At 65.7% G+C, this 14,570-nt stretch carries 18 protein-coding genes; 5 read left to right on the top strand and 13 right to left on the bottom strand.

Going from position 1 to position 14,570, the window contains the following annotated elements; translation table 11 throughout:
- From rpoN to VJ811_RS06415, 4 genes are all read right to left on the bottom strand, one after another.
- Positions 1 to 1,295 (bottom strand): RNA polymerase factor sigma-54 (rpoN, locus tag VJ811_RS06430; protein WP_324071433.1); only part of this gene is annotated, 1,295 nt, incomplete at its 3' end.
- A 139-nt stretch (positions 1,296 to 1,434) separates the two neighbouring features.
- Positions 1,435 to 2,250, bottom strand: a complete 816-nt coding sequence (gene lptB / locus VJ811_RS06425) for an LPS export ABC transporter ATP-binding protein (protein WP_248456619.1) — start codon at positions 2,248 to 2,250, stop codon at positions 1,435 to 1,437.
- Between the two features lie 191 nt (positions 2,251 to 2,441).
- Positions 2,442 to 3,824, bottom strand: a complete 1,383-nt coding sequence (gene pgmG / locus VJ811_RS06420) for a phosphoglucomutase/phosphomannomutase PgmG (RefSeq protein ID WP_324071432.1) — start codon at positions 3,822 to 3,824, stop codon at positions 2,442 to 2,444.
- Positions 3,825 to 3,852: 28 nt separating this feature from the next.
- Positions 3,853 to 4,674 carry a division plane positioning ATPase MipZ gene (locus VJ811_RS06415; protein WP_324071431.1) on the bottom strand — a complete coding sequence of 274 codons (822 nt, stop codon included), beginning with the start codon at positions 4,672 to 4,674 and terminating at the stop codon, positions 3,853 to 3,855.
- 86 nt (positions 4,675 to 4,760) lie between these two features.
- Here VJ811_RS06415 and panC point away from each other — a divergent pair, with 86 nt between their 5' ends.
- Positions 4,761 to 5,603, top strand: a complete 843-nt coding sequence (panC, locus tag VJ811_RS06410; protein ID WP_324071430.1) for a pantoate--beta-alanine ligase — start codon at positions 4,761 to 4,763, stop codon at positions 5,601 to 5,603.
- 137 nt (positions 5,604 to 5,740) lie between these two features.
- The gene (locus VJ811_RS06405; protein ID WP_056373095.1) at positions 5,741 to 6,055 is read left to right on the top strand and encodes a sel1 repeat family protein; all 315 of its coding nucleotides are present in this window, start codon (positions 5,741 to 5,743) and stop codon (positions 6,053 to 6,055) included.
- Here the strand turns inward: VJ811_RS06405 and VJ811_RS06400 are convergent.
- The 4 genes from VJ811_RS06400 to VJ811_RS06385 are packed head-to-tail and all read right to left on the bottom strand — an operon-like array spanning position 6,052 to position 8,592.
- Positions 6,052 to 7,203: a GNAT family N-acetyltransferase gene (locus tag VJ811_RS06400; protein ID WP_324071429.1), complete on the bottom strand. Its 1,152-nt coding sequence runs from the start codon at positions 7,201 to 7,203 to the stop codon at positions 6,052 to 6,054. The two genes, VJ811_RS06405 and VJ811_RS06400, sit on opposite strands and share 4 nt — an antisense overlap.
- Before the next feature lie 8 nt (positions 7,204 to 7,211).
- Positions 7,212 to 7,676, bottom strand: coding sequence for a RidA family protein (locus VJ811_RS06395; RefSeq protein WP_324071428.1), 465 nt, complete (start codon positions 7,674 to 7,676; stop codon positions 7,212 to 7,214).
- A 14-nt stretch (positions 7,677 to 7,690) separates the two neighbouring features.
- Positions 7,691 to 8,332, bottom strand: a complete 642-nt coding sequence (locus VJ811_RS06390; protein ID WP_324071427.1) for an HAD family hydrolase — start codon at positions 8,330 to 8,332, stop codon at positions 7,691 to 7,693.
- Positions 8,329 to 8,592 carry a DUF3572 family protein gene (locus VJ811_RS06385; RefSeq protein ID WP_324071426.1) on the bottom strand — a complete coding sequence of 88 codons (264 nt, stop codon included), beginning with the start codon at positions 8,590 to 8,592 and terminating at the stop codon, positions 8,329 to 8,331. Before VJ811_RS06385 ends, VJ811_RS06390 begins: the two co-directional genes overlap by 4 nt.
- A 77-nt stretch (positions 8,593 to 8,669) precedes the next feature.
- Here VJ811_RS06385 and VJ811_RS06380 point away from each other — a divergent pair, with 77 nt between their 5' ends.
- Both VJ811_RS06380 and VJ811_RS06375 read left to right on the top strand, forming a co-directional pair.
- Positions 8,670 to 9,032, top strand: a complete 363-nt coding sequence (locus VJ811_RS06380; protein WP_037515703.1) for a response regulator — start codon at positions 8,670 to 8,672, stop codon at positions 9,030 to 9,032.
- A 164-nt stretch (positions 9,033 to 9,196) separates the two neighbouring features.
- On the top strand, positions 9,197 to 9,535 hold the full coding sequence (locus VJ811_RS06375) for a glycine zipper 2TM domain-containing protein (RefSeq protein ID WP_324071424.1): 339 nt from the start codon (positions 9,197 to 9,199) through the stop codon (positions 9,533 to 9,535).
- Between the two features lie 25 nt (positions 9,536 to 9,560).
- On the opposite strand, the gene VJ811_RS06370 is transcribed toward VJ811_RS06375, so the two are convergent.
- Positions 9,561 to 9,722, bottom strand: a complete 162-nt coding sequence (locus tag VJ811_RS06370) for a hypothetical protein (protein WP_324071423.1) — start codon at positions 9,720 to 9,722, stop codon at positions 9,561 to 9,563.
- Between the two features lie 125 nt (positions 9,723 to 9,847).
- Between VJ811_RS06370 and VJ811_RS06365 the strand changes: the two genes are divergently transcribed.
- The gene (locus VJ811_RS06365) at positions 9,848 to 10,333 is read left to right on the top strand and encodes an Lrp/AsnC family transcriptional regulator (protein WP_324071422.1); all 486 of its coding nucleotides are present in this window, start codon (positions 9,848 to 9,850) and stop codon (positions 10,331 to 10,333) included.
- 275 nt (positions 10,334 to 10,608) lie between these two features.
- On the opposite strand, the gene rpmG is transcribed toward VJ811_RS06365, so the two are convergent.
- The 4 genes from rpmG to VJ811_RS06345 form a co-directional block, all read right to left on the bottom strand.
- A complete protein-coding gene (gene rpmG, locus VJ811_RS06360) occupies positions 10,609 to 10,776 on the bottom strand; it encodes a 50S ribosomal protein L33 (RefSeq protein ID WP_037515700.1) in 168 nt (55 codons plus the stop codon).
- Positions 10,777 to 10,993: 217 nt separating this feature from the next.
- Positions 10,994 to 11,731 (bottom strand): TonB family protein, encoded by a 738-nt coding sequence (locus tag VJ811_RS06355; protein ID WP_324071421.1) that lies wholly within the window; start codon positions 11,729 to 11,731, stop codon positions 10,994 to 10,996.
- A 145-nt stretch (positions 11,732 to 11,876) separates the two neighbouring features.
- A complete protein-coding gene (gene gltX, locus VJ811_RS06350) occupies positions 11,877 to 13,187 on the bottom strand; it encodes a glutamate--tRNA ligase (protein ID WP_324071420.1) in 1,311 nt (436 codons plus the stop codon).
- Positions 13,188 to 13,508: 321 nt separating this feature from the next.
- Positions 13,509 to 14,570: NAD+ synthase (locus VJ811_RS06345; protein ID WP_324071419.1), on the bottom strand; the 1,062-nt coding region annotated here is incomplete at its 5' end.

The raw sequence follows: 14,570 nt of genomic DNA, 5'->3' as shown, positions 1-14,570 counted from the left end.
TTGATCCGGCTCTTCACCGCCTCGGCCGACACCGCGCCGTCGCCTTGCGTATCGGAAATGCCGCTCGAGAAGAAATATTTGAGCTCGAACAGCCCGCGCGCGCAGCTCAGATATTTGTTGCTGGTGACGCGGCTGACGGTCGATTCGTGCATGCCGATGGCCTCGGCGACCTGCCGCAGCGTCAGCGGGCGCATATGCGCCACGCCTTTCAGGAAAAAGCCCTCCTGCTGCTTCACGATCTCGCTCGCGACCTTGACGATCGTGCGCTGGCGCTGGTCGAGCGCGCGCACAAGCCAGTTGGCGCCCGCGAGCTGCTCGGACAGCCACGCCTTGCTCTTCGCCGCGGCGCCCTCAGCCAGTTCGGTGTAATAGCGGCGGTTGACGAGCAGGCGCGGCAGGGTGCCGCTGTTGATCTCGACCGCCCAGCCCTTCGCGGTCTGGCGGATATAAAGGTCGGGGACGACCGCGGGCGCACCTTCGCCGCCGAAGCGGAGCCCGGGGCGGGGATCATAGCCGCGCAGCTCGCGGATCATGTCGGCAAGATCCTCGTCGTCGACGCCGCAGATGCGCTTCAATTGCGGGAAAGCGCCCTTTGCGACGAGATCGAGATGCGCGATCATCGTCGCCATCGCGGGATCGTAGCGATCGGCCTCGCGCGCCTGGATCGCGATGCATTCGGCGAGGTCGCGTCCGCCGACGCCCGACGGGTCGAAGCATTGGATGCCCGCGAGCACCTCCTCGAGCAGCGCGAGCGGGACGCCGAGCTGGGCGGCGAGTTCGGTGAGGTCGGCGCGCAGATAGCCCGCCTCGTCGATCAGCGCGACGAGCTGGCCCGCGACGATCGCCTCGATGCCGCTGAAACGTTCGCCGACCTGCGCGAGCAGATAGTCGTGCAGCGTGCCCTCATGCTCGGCGAAGCTGTCGAAATCGATGTCCTCGCCCGATCCCGAAAGCCCGACATTGTCGCTCGCGCTGTCGTGGTGGAAGCTGTCGGCGGCAAGATCGACGTCGAGGTCGTTCGCGGTGCCGCCGTCGGCGGACAGCGCCTGATCGGCGTCGAGCGACGCGGCCTCGGCCGCCGGTGCATCGCCGCCGGGCACGCCATCCGGATCGCCCGCGCTTCCGTCATTATCGGCGGACGCCGTATCGAGCAGCGGATTGCCTTCGAGCGCCTCGGCCAGATAGGCTTCGAGTTCGAGGTTCGACAGCGCGAGCAGCTTGATCGCCTGCTGCAGCTGCGGCGTCATCACCAGCGATTGCGACTGGCGGAGATCGAGGCGCGGACCCAACGCCATGGCGGGCTATATTACTGCCCGGCGTGCTCCCGCGAAGGCGGGAGCCCATCTCCGGTCGGTGCTATTTTGAACCCACCCGAGCTGGGTCCCCGCCTTCGCGGGGACACACGGAAATTTTTCTGGCGGCAGTCCACAAAGATCACAGGGAAAAGCCCTCGCCGAGATAGAGGCGGCGCACCTCGGGGTCGGCGACGAGCTCTTCCGGGGAGCCGGCAAGCAGGACCTTGCCGTCGTAGATGATGCAGGCGCGGTCGACGAGGTCGAGCGTCTCGCGCACATTATGGTCGGTGATCAGCACGCCGATGCCGCGCGTCTTGAGGTCGACGACCAGATCGCGAATGTCGCTGATCGACAGCGGGTCGATGCCCGCAAAGGGTTCGTCGAGCAACATGATCGAGGGGTTGGCCGCGAGCGCGCGCGCGATTTCGGCGCGGCGCCGTTCGCCGCCCGACAGCGCCATCGCCGCCGAATCGCGAAGGCGCGTGAGGCCGAATTCGTCGAGCAATTCTTCCATGCGCCGCTCGCGCGCGATCTTGTCGGGCTCGCTGAGTTCGAGCACCGCGCCGATATTCTGTTCGACCGTCATGCCGCGAAAGATCGAGGTTTCCTGCGGCAGATAGCCGAGACCGAGGATCGCGCGGCGATACATCGGCAGCGCGGTGATGTCGGCGCCGTCGAGCATGATCCGCCCGGCATCGGGCTTCACCAGCCCCATGATCGAATAGAAGCAGGTCGTCTTGCCCGCGCCGTTCGGGCCGAGCAGGCCGACGACCTCGCCCTTGCCCACCGACAGCGACACGTCCGACAGCACGACGCGCTTGTCATAGCTTTTGGCGATCGAGATGACCGCGAGCCCGTTGCCCGCGGCGGCATCCTCGCGGACATGCGCCTTGTGCTCGGTGACACCATGATCGCCCTCGGTCAGCGTGCCCGCATTGGATTCGTCGTCGGTCATAGGTCGGTCGGTTCCGTTTCTAGCCCCCGGGCGGCGTTACCCCAGCGACGCGGCCAAGGTCAATCTGGCAAGATTTTTGCAGGCCGGCTTCCCCTCCCTTTCAGGGAGGGGCCAGGGGTGGGTCGCCGCAGGCGTTCTTTCTAGCCGCATACCCACCCCCGACCCCTCCCTGGAAGGGAGGGGAGATAAGGCTAGTGCCCCGCCTGCGGCCCGCGCACGATCCCCGACAAGGCAAGCTGTTCGTCGATCGCCGCGAGCAAGCGCGCCAGTGCCGCCTCATCCTTCGCCTCGGCGCGCGCGACGAGCACGTCCTGCGTGTTCGAGGCGCGGAGCAGCCACCAGCCATCGCCCGTCAGCACGCGCGCGCCGTCGGTGCGGTCGACCTGCGCGCCCGATGCGATGAGCCGGTCGAGGACTTCATCCACAATGGCGAATTTGCGGCTCTCGTCGACCTGGAAGCGCATTTCGGGCGTGTTGACCATCGGCGCCATGTTGCCGCGGAGCTGCGTGACGCTCTGCCCGAGCTTCGTCGCAGCTTCGATCAGCCGCAGCGCGGCATAGGGCGCGTCGTCATAACCATAATAGCGGTCGGCGAAAAAGATGTGCCCGCTCATCTCGCCCGCGAGCGGGCTGCCGGTTTCCTTCATCTTCGCCTTGATCAGGCTGTGACCGGTCTTCCACATCAGCGGCTTGCCGCCAAGCTCGGCGACGCGGTCGAACAGCGCCTGGCTCGCCTTCACATCGGCGATGACCGTCGCGCCGGGCAGCTCCTTCAGCACCGCCGCGGCATAGATTTGCAACAGCTGGTCACCCCAGATCACGCGGCCTTCGCCGTCGATCGCGCCGATGCGGTCGCCGTCTCCATCGAAAGCGACGCCGAAATCGAGGCTCTTCTCCGCGACGAGCTTGCGCAGATCGGCGAGATTCTTCTCTTCGGTGGGATCGGGATGGTGGTTCGGAAAATGGCCGTCGATGTCGGTAAACAGCAAGTGATGCTCGCCCGGAAGGCGCGCGGTGAGCTTCTCGATGACGGTGCCCGCGGCGCCGTTACCGGCGTCCCAGCCGATGCGGAAGGCGCCGCCGGCGAACCCCTCGACCAGCCGGTCGACATAGGCGTCGACGATATCGATGCTCTGCGACGTGCCTTCGCCCGCCTCCCAGTCGCCCGCGGCGGCCATTTCGCCGATACCGAGAATATCGGCGCCGTAGAAGGGGCGCCCCTGCATCACAAATTTGAAACCATTATAGTCGGGGGGGTTGTGGCTGCCGGTTATCTGTATGCCGCCCTCCACATCCTCGGTTGACGCGGCATAATAGAGCATCGGCGTCGGACCGAGCCCGACATTGAGCGCGTCGACCCCCGCGGCATTGATCCCGGCGATCAGCGCGTCGGCAAGCATCGGCGACGACAGGCGGCCATCATAGCCGACGGCGATGCGCTTGCCGCTCGCACGGCGGACCAGCGTCGCGAAACTGCGGCCGATCGCATAAGCGTCCTTGTCGGACAGCGTGTCGCCAACGACCCCGCGGATGTCATATTCGCGAAGCAGCGTCGGATGGAAATTGTGCGTCATGGGGAATCCTCATGGGGAGAGACGGAACTCAGGCGGCGGCGAACAAATCCCCATCCGGATGCAATCGCTCGCGCACCGGGAGGTTCAGTCCGCCCATCGCCTCGCGGAGTTCCTGCCGCGCGACGACGTGGCCAATCCCCATGCCGCCAAGGTGCGCCTTGTCGAGCAGGGTGAGGCCAGCCGGGAAAAGCTCGCGATAGATGACGCGCTCGCCGAGTCCGGGAATGACGCGGAACCCGACGCGCCGCGACAACTGGGTCAATGCCTCGCCGACACGGCGCATATTGTGCGCGTCGACGTGCTGGAGGCGGTTGCGCAGGATGATCCAATCCATCGTCCGCCCATCGGTCTTCGCGCGCGTCTTGCGCGCATCCCAGATCAGTTCGGAATAGAAGCTGGGGCGGGTGACCTGAAAGGTTTCGGGATCGACCTGTCCGATCAGGTCGAAATCGATGAAACTGTCGTTGATCGGGGTAACGAGCGTGTCGGCGCTCGTTGCAAGATGGCGCGCAAAGACGTCGTCGCGGCCCGGCGTGTCGGCGATCAGATAATCGATGTCTTCGCTCAGCGCCGCGACCTGTTCGTCGAGTTCCTCGATCGTCGAACCGGTGAACACCTCGAAGCGCGGGGTCGGCAGCGCGATCTCGCGGCGCTTTGCGGTCTGTTCGCGGTTTTCGAGATAGCGGTGGAAGGTGCGCTGGCGCGGGTCGAGATCGATCCCCGCGACGCGCCAGCCCTGACTCGCCAGTGCCACCGCGAAATGCACGGCGCACGTCGATTTCCCCGTCCCGCCCTTTTCATTGGCAAAGATGATGCGGTGCGGTGCGGGCTTCGTCGCTGAGGTCGTCATGGGGCGTTGCGATTTTCCTGTTTGCGCGGCATGGCGGCCGGCGCGCGAAGTGATATAGTCGCGCCAATATCGGAGGGCGACCGGGCGTGCAAATCATCCGTGACATCGCGATGCTGCACCGTGCCGTTACGGCACTGAAGCAGGGGGGAAAGAGCGTCGCGCTGGTTCCGACGATGGGATCGCTGCACGCTGGCCACCTGTCGCTCGTCCGCACGGCAAAGCGTGTCGCCGACCATGCGGTCGTGTCGATTTTCGTCAATCCGACGCAGTTCGGCCCCAACGAGGATTTTTCCGCCTATCCGCGCGACGAGGCGCGCGATGCCGCGATGCTGGTCGAGGAAGGCACCAGCCTGCTCTGGGCGCCCGATGTCGGCGTCATGTATCCCGGCGGGCACAGCACGCATATCGAGGTCGCCGAACTCGGCGCCGATTATTGCGGCGCGGCGCGCCCCGGCCATTTCGACGGCGTCGCGACGGTCGTCGCCAAATTATTCAACCAGGTGCGGCCCGACGTGGCGATCTTCGGCGAAAAGGACTGGCAGCAGCTCGCGATCATCCGCCGCATGGCGCGCGACCTCGATTTCGCGATCGACATTTTGGGGGCGCCGATCGCGCGCGATGACGACGGGCTCGCGCTGTCGTCGCGCAACGCCTATCTCTCGCCCGAACAGCGCGCGGCGGCGACCGTCTTTCCGCGTGCGCTGAACACGGCGGGACAAGCGATCGCGGGCGGCGCCGATGTCGGCGAAGCGCTCGCCAAGGCCGAAGCGGCGATCGTCAGCGGCGGCTTCGACAGCGTCGACTATGTCGCGCTCGCCGATGCCGACAGCCTCGAACGATTGAACGCTTTTCGGAAGCCCGCGCGACTTCTGGCGGCGGCACGGATCGGAAAAACGCGGCTGATCGACAATCTTCCGGTCGGCGATTAACGCCAAAACCCACCGGTTTCCGGGGGCTTCGAACGATATCCACAAAAAGCCGGATCGCCGTTAACGCTTTGTTGACCATAAACCGCAACTTTGGAGCCCGAGGTCTCCATGTGGGGTGGAGGCAAAAGGGGGTTATCATGGCGAATAGTCTGAAGTCTGCCCAATATCTGATCGAGAGCCGTCTGCTCGACGCCGCGCGCGGCGACGCCAATGCCTATTTCGATCTCGGCATCGCATTTTCGACCGGCACCGGCGGGGTCGATGTCGACCTGATCCAGGCGCATAAATGGTTCAATCTCGCCGCGCTTGGCGGCAACATCGAAGGCCAGCAGTGCCGCGCCGACCTGTCGGACGAGATGTCGCCGGGCGAAATCGCCGAAGCGCAGCGCCAGGCACGCGCCTGGCTCGACGAGACGGCGCGCCGTCCCGCCGCGCGGCGCTTCGCAGCCTAATCCTTCCGCCTGAACGGCGTCTGCCCTTCCAGCCACTCCATTTCGACTTCTTCCGCCTGCCGTTCCTGTTCGAGATAATCGGCAACCGCGCGGCGAAATCCCGGATCGGCGATGAAATGCGCCGACCAGGTGGCGACGGGGCCATAGCCGCGCGCGAGCTTGTGCCCGCCCTGCGCGCCCGCCTCGACGCGGGCAAGGCCGCGTTCGATCGCGATGTCGATCGCGCGATAATAGCATAATTCGAAATGGAGATAGGGGATCTCGACGAGACAGCCCCAATAGCGGCCGTAGAGCGTGTCGGCGCCAAGGAAGTGCAGCGCACCCGCGACCGGCCGCTCGTCGCCGTCATAGGCGACAGCCAAGATGATCTGCTCCGCCATCGCCCTGCCCATCAGGTCGAACGCTTTGCGCGTGAGATAGGGATGCCCCCATTTGCGCGCGCCGGTGTCCTGATAGAAAAGCCACATCGCGTCCCAATGTTCGGGACGGATCGCATCGCCGGTGAGTTCCTCGATACGCAGGCCGTCGACCGCGCGCGCGCGTTCCTTGCGAAGTTGCTTGCGCTTCGCCGAGGTGAGCGTCGCGAGGAAATCGTCGAAGCTTCGATAGTCGGCGTTGGCGAAATGGAACTGGATATCGCGGCGCACCAGCCAGCCCGCCTCCTCGAACAAGGGCATCTGGTCGGGTGCGACGAAGGTCGCATGCGCCGACGAGAGCCCGTTCTGCCGCACCACCGCCTCGGCCGCGCGGATCAGCAGCGTCGCGTCGCTTTTATCTTTCGCCAGCAGACGCGGACCCGGCACCGGCGTGAAGGGCGCCGCGATCTGGAGTTTCGGATAATAATCGCCGCCCGCGCGCGCCCAGGCATCGGCCCAGGCGTGGTCGAACACATATTCGCCCTGGCTGTGCGATTTGAGGTACGCGGGCGCGGCGGCGACGAGCGCGCCGCCCGCATCCTCGACGAGCAGCGGCGCCGCCTGCCAGCCGGTGCCCGGCCCGACGCTGCCCGATGCCTCGAGCAGCGACAGGAAGGCATGACCGACAAACGGATTGCCGCCATCGTGCAGCGCATCCCACGCCGCGGCGTCGATGGCGGCGACGCCACTACCGAGCGATATCGTGCGTACGGGCGGGTCGGCTTCGGCCACCGGGGTCCTTAAGCGGGCTTCACCGCGACGATCGCGTCGGCCTCGACCGCGGCGCCGAGCGGCAGCACCGCGACGCCGACCGCGGCGCGCGCGTGGCGGCCCGCTTCGCCGAACAGGGTTTCGAACAATTCCGACGCGCCGTTGGCCACCTTCGCCTGATCGGTGAAGCCGGGGGTGCTGTTGACGAACACGCCGAGCTTGACGACGCGCTCGACGCGCGACCAGTCGCCGTCCAGCGCCTGCCCGATCTGGGCGACGAGCATCAGCGCGACGCGCTGCGCGGCATCCTGCCCGCCCGCGACGTCGAGGTTCTCGCCAAGGCGGCCGGTAACGACCTGACCGTCGCGGAACGGCAGCTGACCGCTGACATAGAGCAGGCCATTATGCTCGACGACGGGCACATAGGCGGCGACCGGCGCGGCGGGTTTGGGGAGCTCAAGACCGAGTTCGGCGATTTTGGCGGCGATATCCATGATCTGTCCTTGTCTTAAACCGGTTCGGGAGCCGGGGCGGGGATATTTTCGGCGAGGCGCGCCAGGATCCAGCCCTGCGCCGTCGTCCAGTCGTCGATTCGCGCATGCGCATGCTTCGCGGGCGCGATCTTGTCCGCGATCGCGGGCTCACCGACGAGGTGGAGCCGCCACACGTCGGGCGCCTCGTGCGCGACCGAGTGATGATGACCCGCGAGGTCGTCGATGAACACCGCGACCGAGGGCTGATACTCCTCGATCAGGCGGCGGACCGGCTCGCCCTTTCCGCCGCGGCTGCCGATCACCGGCGCGTGGAAATCATGCAAAGCGAGCTGTTCGATCCGCGCCTGCTGATGTTCGGGGCCGACGTTGGTGAGAACGACGATATCGGCCTCGGCGCCGATCGCCGCCATCGCCGCGAGCGCGCCGGCAATGGGATATTGCCGCGTCATTTCCTTACGGAAAAAGCCGTCGAGCAAGGGCCACACTTCGGCCGCTTCCAAGGGCGTCCCGCATTCCTTGCGCTTCAGCGCGTTCGCGAAGCTCGCATCCTCGATGCGGAAGATCACGCCATGTTCGGCGTCGACCCATTCGGCGAAGGGCACGACCATGTGCATCAGCACCTCGTCGCAATCGGTGATGACGAGCGGGCGGTTCATGCGGTAGTTCCTTCGAGTCTTTGCGCCGCGGCGGCGATGCTGGCGGGCGGCACCCGCAACGCATCGGCGCAGGCGACAAGGTCGTTTTCGTGGCCCGTGAGGAACGACAGGATCGCCGCGAGCGTCGCCTGCTCGCCGAGCGAGGCGCGCAGTTCGTCGGGTGCGAGCCCGGTCAGGCCGAGCAGCCGTTCGGCGCGCGGTTCGTCGCTCAAGATCCAGCCGAGCGCCTGAAGCGCCAGCGCGGCATCGCCATCGTGCAAGTCGTGTGTCCCTAATTGTGTCGTGCCGCCGATTCGCCTAAACGGGCCGCGGATGCAAGGTGGGGAACATAAGTAACATGGGCAAGACCATCCTGGTCGTCGAAGATAATGAGCTCAACCTTCGCCTCTTCTGCGATCTGCTCAACGCCCATGGCTATAGCGCGCATCCGGTGCGCGACGGACGCGACGCGCTGGCGAAGGCGCGCGAAGTGTCGCCCGACCTGATCATCATGGACATCCAGTTGCCGCATGTCAGCGGGCTCGACCTGATCGGCCAGATGAAGGCCGACCTGACCTTGCGCGCGGTGCCGATCATGGCGGTGACCGCCTATGCGGGGAAGGGCGACGAGGAGCAGATCAAGGCGGCGGGCGCCGAAGCCTATGTGTCCAAACCGATTTCGGTGATCAAATTCATCGAAAGCGTCGGAGCCTTCGCCTAGCCTTTTTGCGATCGTGCCCCGCCCGATTGCGACGGGCCGCCCAAAATCATCGGCGAGTCGCTAGCGCGCACGGCGAAGTGCGGGATCGGGTTCAGCCGCCGGCCAGCTTTCTGTCCCTAACGTGATCGCGGGGGTTCAGGATGGAAGGACATACAATGTTTTTGATGAAGAGGCTGGCCTTGACCGCGTTGATCGGCGCGACGACGCTGGCCGCGATGCCGAGCGAAGCCGAGGCGCGCAGCCGCCATCATCGGCACGGGCATTACAGCGATCGCGACTATGACCGCTGGCAGGATCGCCGCGATTACCGGCGCCACCGCGAAGGCCGATATTATCGGGGCTGCCGCACCAGCGGCACGACGGGGCTGATCGTCGGCGGCGCGGCCGGCGCCCTGCTGGGCCGCGAAGTCGACCGCCGCGGCGATCGCGCCACGGGTACGATCCTCGGTGCCGCGGGCGGCGCGCTGCTCGGCCGCGAGATCGACCGCAAGCGCCGCTGCTGACCGCTGCGGGGGAAGGAAGGGACCGTCAGGCGGCGCAAGCGTCGCGGGCGGTTCGTTCCGAAAGCCGCGGCGCGGCGGGGCGCTGCCACGGCGCCGCATAATGGATCGCGACGGCGGCCTCCGACGCCGCGACGGTGGCGGTCCAGATACGGCTGATCCAGCGCGTTTCGGGGGTGTTACGGGTCATCCGATGTCTCCTTCGTCCGGAGGGGAGGGAGCGGCCCGGACGAATCATTTCTACCCCGGCAAATGCGACAATCGGCGCCGAAATTGATCGTGCCTACGACCAATTTTCGCGCTATTGTTAAATTCATGCGAAAAATACCCGATCTCGACGATTTCGACCGCCGGCTGCTCGCGCTGGTGCGGCACGACAATCTCCAGCCCGCGCGAATCCTCGCCGACAAGGTCGGGCTGTCGCTATCGGCGGTGCTCCGCCGCCTGCGCCGGATGCGCGAGGAAAAGGTGATCATTGCCGATATCGCGGTGGTCGATCCGGCACTGACCGGATCGGCGCTCACCATGCATATCCTCGTCCGGATGCAACAGGCGGGGCCGCAGACCATGGACGCGTTCGCGCGCGAGATCGCCCGCCACCCCGAAATCACGGGGGCATGGGACGTCACCGGCGACGATGATTTCCTGCTGAAGGTGCAGATCGGTTCGATGGAGGAATATGACGCCTTCACCCGCCGTGCGCTGGGCGAGGACAGGGGCGTGCATTCGTTCAAGACGATGATCACGATCCGGCACATCATCGAAAATGATGTCGCGCGCCGGCCGCTGCGCGATTGGTGAGGTTAGCGACTGATCGCGGACGTTCTTTTAATCGTCATCCCGGACCTGATCCGGGATCCCGCTTTTTTGAGGCACCGACTGACTTCGACATCAAGTGGGACCCCGGATCAAGTCCGGGGCGACGAAGGAAAAATGAAGCAAGGTCCGCTCACCACCCCAAAGCCGCCATTCTCCGCGCACGAAAAAGGGCGGCACGCGGCCGCCCTTCTGGATCCCCGCCTGCGCGGGGATGACGCATTTCCGCTCCGCGCGCTTTCAGCGCACGGGAAAATGCGTCACTTGATCTTGGCTTCCTTGAACTCGACGTGCTTGCGGACACGCGGGTCGTATTTCCGCACCGACATTTTTTCGGTCATCGTGCGCGGGTTCTTTTTCGTGACATAGAAAAAGCCCGTGTCGGCGGTGCTCACCAGCTTGATCTTGACGGTCGTCGGCTTGGCCATGGCCCTGTTCCTCGAATTAACTGCACATCCACCGGAGGTCCGGGGGAGGCGGCGGGACTGGAGCCCCGACGTTGGTGTGAAAAACATGAAAGGGCCGCGCGACGCCGCGCCGCCCCTCAATATCCGGGCGCCTTTGGCGGGATTCGGCCTTTCTGTCAAGCGAAAGGAAGGACGGGCGGCACATCGGCCACCCGTCCGGGAGGGGTAGGATTGCGACCTACGCGTTCTTGATCTCGAAACGGACGCGCATTTCCTTCCAGCTTTCCTCGGGCACCCCGCCGCGCGTCGCCGCCTTGAAGCGCCATTTGGTGAGCGCACGCCGTTTCGTCGCCTCGAAAAACGCCGGATCGTCGGTGCTGACCAGCTCGACCGCCTTCACCCGCCCGTCGGTGCCGATCAGCACACGGACGACCGCGACGCCCTCGATCCCCTCGCGCTGCGCGCGCGCCGGATAATCGGGCTGGAAGGCTCCGGCAAATCTCGAATCAAGTTCGGCAAGCACGAGCTTTGGCTTGGTGGCCGGCAAGGGCGGGGCGACCGTTACCGAGGGACCGGCGCCGGTTCCTGCGGGCGGTACATAAGGTTCGCGCACCGGCGCTTCCGGCGGATCCTGAGCGAGCGGCGGCAGAGGGCTCGGCGGCGCCGTAAACTGTTTTTGCGGCTGCTGTGCCTGGGGTTTGGCGTCAGGCTGCGGCTCGGCCGGTTTGGGCTTGGGAAGCGTGATCGACTTCCACGGCGGCGTGGAGGTCGTCGCCTCATCGATGATGATCATCGGCGACAGCGCGACCGCGACGACGAGCGCGGCGGGCAGTCCGACCGCGAACAGCGCGGCGACCGGGTGGTGGCGAGCATCGCTGCCATAGCTGTTGCGCGCCAGCGGCGCCGCCGCTCCGGCGGGCGCGGCGGTCGCTTCGGGCGCGGCCATAATGGCTGAAATCAAGGGTATCAGGGTCATGGCATCTCTCCTTGCCTATATGACCCGGCTCCGCCGCGTTCCGACCGTTGCTGTCGGCCAGGTCAGATCGACGTGATATTATAACATCACATCGTATGTCAAGTGGATCGGTAAGCAAGCTTTCACACGATGCCGTGGGGGAGACCTAGACGGCGGAAAGCCGCGCCACCGCCTGATCCTTGTCGATCAGCGGCAGAAGTTCGGCCATGTCGGGACCATGGTCGCGCCCCGTGAGCGCGCGGCGCAGCGGCAGGAACAGCGCGCGGCCCTTTGCCCCCGTGGCCTCCTTCACCGCGCCGGTGAGCGCATGCCAGGGATCGGCGCCCCAATCGATCGCGGTTGCCGCCTGTGCCGCCGCGTCGAGCACCGGCCGGTCGGCGGCTTCGGCGGACGGCGGGGCAAAGGGGCCATCGAACACCGCCACCCACTCGGCGGCCTCGGCCACCGTCGTCAGGTTAGGGCGAATCGCATTCCAGCGCGCCGCTGTAATCGCGGCGGGCAGGCGGTCCGCGATCGCGGCATGGTCGGTGTGGTGCAAGATCTTCTGGTTGAGCAACGCCAGTTCGGCATCGTCGAAGCGCGCCGGCGCGCGGCCGAAGTGCGCGAAGTCGATGCTTTCGATCAGCGGCGCGGCCGAGGTCACGGGCTCGACCGGATCGCTCGTCCCCAATCGCGCGAGCAAGGCGACGAGCGCGATCGGTTCGATCCCCGCCTCGCGCAGGCTTTCCATGCCGAGCGAGCCCAGCCGCTTCGACAATTTGCCCTCGGTCCCGACGAGCAGCGCCTCATGCGCAAAGGCGGGCGGCGTCGCGCCGAGCGCGGCGAACATCTGGATCTGCGACGCGGTGTTCGACACATGGTCCTCACCGCGCACGACATGCGTGATCCGCATCGCGATATCGTCGATCACGCTCGGCAACAGATAGAGCCAGCTGCCGTCGGCGCGGCGCACGACCGGGTCGGACATCGTCTTCGGCTCGAAATGCTGCGGTCCGCGGACCATGTCGGTCCACTCGATCGCCGCGTCATGGTCGAGCCGGAAGCGCCAGTGCGGTGCGATGCCCTCGGGGACAGACGCATCGGCGGGCTTGCGCTCGTAAACCGGCGGCAGCCCGCGCGAGAGCAATATCTTGCGGCGGATATCGAGCTCTTCGGGCGTCTCGTAACAGGCATAGACGCGCCCTGCCGCCTTCAGCTTTTCGAACTCGGCCTCATAGAGCGCGAAGCGCGCCGACTGCCGCTCCTCGCCGTCGATGTCGAAGCCGAGCCACGCGAGGTCGGCGCGGATCGCGTCGACATATTCCTCTTTCGACCGCTCAAGGTCGGTGTCGTCGATGCGCAGCAGGAAGCGACCGCCATGCTTGCGCGCCCACAGCCAATTGTGGAGCGCGGTGCGGACGTTGCCGACATGGAGCGTGCCGGTCGGCGAAGGGGCGAAACGGGTCGTGACGGTCATGGGCGCGCCTATAGCCGCTTTGCAGGCGTGGTGGAAATAAGGGTTCGCGTTGCGGGCAGGCCAAAAGGGTGCGCCGGCTGGTTCGCGCGCGGAGGCGCAGGAGAATTTTCACGCGAAGACGCGAAGACGCGGAGAAGGAGGAGCGCGGACCGTCAGGTCTGCTTTTTCCCTTCTTCGCTGCGTCTGTCGCAAAGTGGCGGTGAAAAGCCGCTTCGCGGCAAAGCCCAACTTCTTCGCGTCTTCGCGTGAAACTTTCTGCCCCTTCCGCGCCTCCACGCGTATCGAAACAGGGACAGCGAATTAAATAGGGACAGTCCCTATTTATCCCGTCCGAAACCCGTGGGTGATCGGGTAACGCCGGTCGCGCCCGAAGTTGCGCGTCGACAGCTTGACCCCCGGCGGCGCCTGGCGGCGCTTATATTCGGCGAGCATCAAGAGACGCTCGATCCGCGCCACCGCGTCGCGGTCGAAGCCATATTTCGCCACGACATCGTCGACGCTCGCCTCTTCCTCGACGAGCATATGGAGCATGCGGTCGAGATCGACGTACGGCGGCAGGCTGTCCTCGTCCTTCTGATCGGGGCGCAGCTCGGCGCTCGGCGGTTTGGTGATTACGCACTCGGGCATCACCGGCGTCACCGGATTGCGCGACAGGCGCGGCACATTTTCGTTGCGCCATTTCGCCACCGCGAACACGGTCATCTTGTACGCGTCCTTGAGCGGATTATAGCCGCCCGCCATGTCGCCATAGATCGTCGCATAACCGACGCTCATCTCGCTCTTGTTGCCCGTCGTCAGCAGCATCGGGCCGAACTTGTTGCTGAGCGCCATCAGAGTGACGCCGCGGATGCGCGACTGGACATTTTCCTCGGTGATATCGACGTCCTTGTCGGCGAAGGTTCCGCTGAGCATCGCGTCGAACGCCTCGACCGCGGGGACGATCGAAATCGTGTCGAGCCTGCACCCGATCATCTTGGCGCAGCCCGCGGCATCGTCGAGGCTCGCCTCGCTCGTGAAGCGGCTCGGCATCATCACGCACCAGACCCTGTCGGGGCCAAGCGCGTCGGCGGCGATCGCGGCGCAGATCGCCGAATCGATCCCGCCCGACAGGCCGAGCACGACGCCGGGAAAGCGGTTGCGCTCGACATAGTCGCGCAGCGCGACGATCATCGCGCTGTAGATATCTGCGGGGTGCGCCTCCCATTCGGCGATCGCGCCCGCTTCGCACACCCAGCGTCCGTCGCCCTTATTGGTCCAGCGCGTAATACGTTCTTCTTCTTCCCAGTCAGTCAGCCGGTGCGCGGTCGTGCCGTCGTCGTTCAGCACGAACGAGCAGCCGTCGAACACGATTTCGTCCTGCCCGCCGACGCGGTTGAGGAAAAT

This window comes from Sphingopyxis sp. (assembly GCF_035250425.1).
Classification (GTDB): Bacteria; Pseudomonadota; Alphaproteobacteria; order Sphingomonadales; family Sphingomonadaceae; genus Sphingopyxis.
The sequence above is the reverse complement of the archived record's forward strand: the minus strand, read 5'-3'. Positions and strand labels throughout refer to the sequence as shown.

Excerpts from the sequence above, each read along its gene's own strand:
- VJ811_RS06370 (WP_324071423.1), bottom strand. The coding sequence starts at position 9,722 with ATGACCCGTAACACCCCCGAAACGCGCTGGATCAGCCGTATCTGGACC.
- gltX (WP_324071420.1), bottom strand. The coding sequence starts at position 13,187 with ATGACCGTCACGACCCGTTTCGCCCCTTCGCCGACCGGCACGCTCCAT.
- rpmG (WP_037515700.1), bottom strand. The coding sequence starts at position 10,776 with ATGGCCAAGCCGACGACCGTCAAGATCAAGCTGGTGAGCACCGCCGAC.
- VJ811_RS06355 (WP_324071421.1), bottom strand. The coding sequence starts at position 11,731 with ATGACCCTGATACCCTTGATTTCAGCCATTATGGCCGCGCCCGAAGCG.
- pgmG (WP_324071432.1), bottom strand. The coding sequence starts at position 3,824 with ATGACGCACAATTTCCATCCGACGCTGCTTCGCGAATATGACATCCGC.
- VJ811_RS06375 (WP_324071424.1), top strand. The coding sequence starts at position 9,197 with ATGAAGAGGCTGGCCTTGACCGCGTTGATCGGCGCGACGACGCTGGCC.
- VJ811_RS06395 (WP_324071428.1), bottom strand. The coding sequence starts at position 7,676 with ATGGATATCGCCGCCAAAATCGCCGAACTCGGTCTTGAGCTCCCCAAA.
- lptB (WP_248456619.1), bottom strand. The coding sequence starts at position 2,250 with ATGACCGACGACGAATCCAATGCGGGCACGCTGACCGAGGGCGATCAT.
- VJ811_RS06365 (WP_324071422.1), top strand. The coding sequence starts at position 9,848 with ATGCGAAAAATACCCGATCTCGACGATTTCGACCGCCGGCTGCTCGCG.
- VJ811_RS06380 (WP_037515703.1), top strand. The coding sequence starts at position 8,670 with ATGGGCAAGACCATCCTGGTCGTCGAAGATAATGAGCTCAACCTTCGC.
- VJ811_RS06390 (WP_324071427.1), bottom strand. The coding sequence starts at position 8,332 with ATGAACCGCCCGCTCGTCATCACCGATTGCGACGAGGTGCTGATGCAC.
- VJ811_RS06405 (WP_056373095.1), top strand. The coding sequence starts at position 5,741 with ATGGCGAATAGTCTGAAGTCTGCCCAATATCTGATCGAGAGCCGTCTG.
- VJ811_RS06415 (WP_324071431.1), bottom strand. The coding sequence starts at position 4,674 with ATGACGACCTCAGCGACGAAGCCCGCACCGCACCGCATCATCTTTGCC.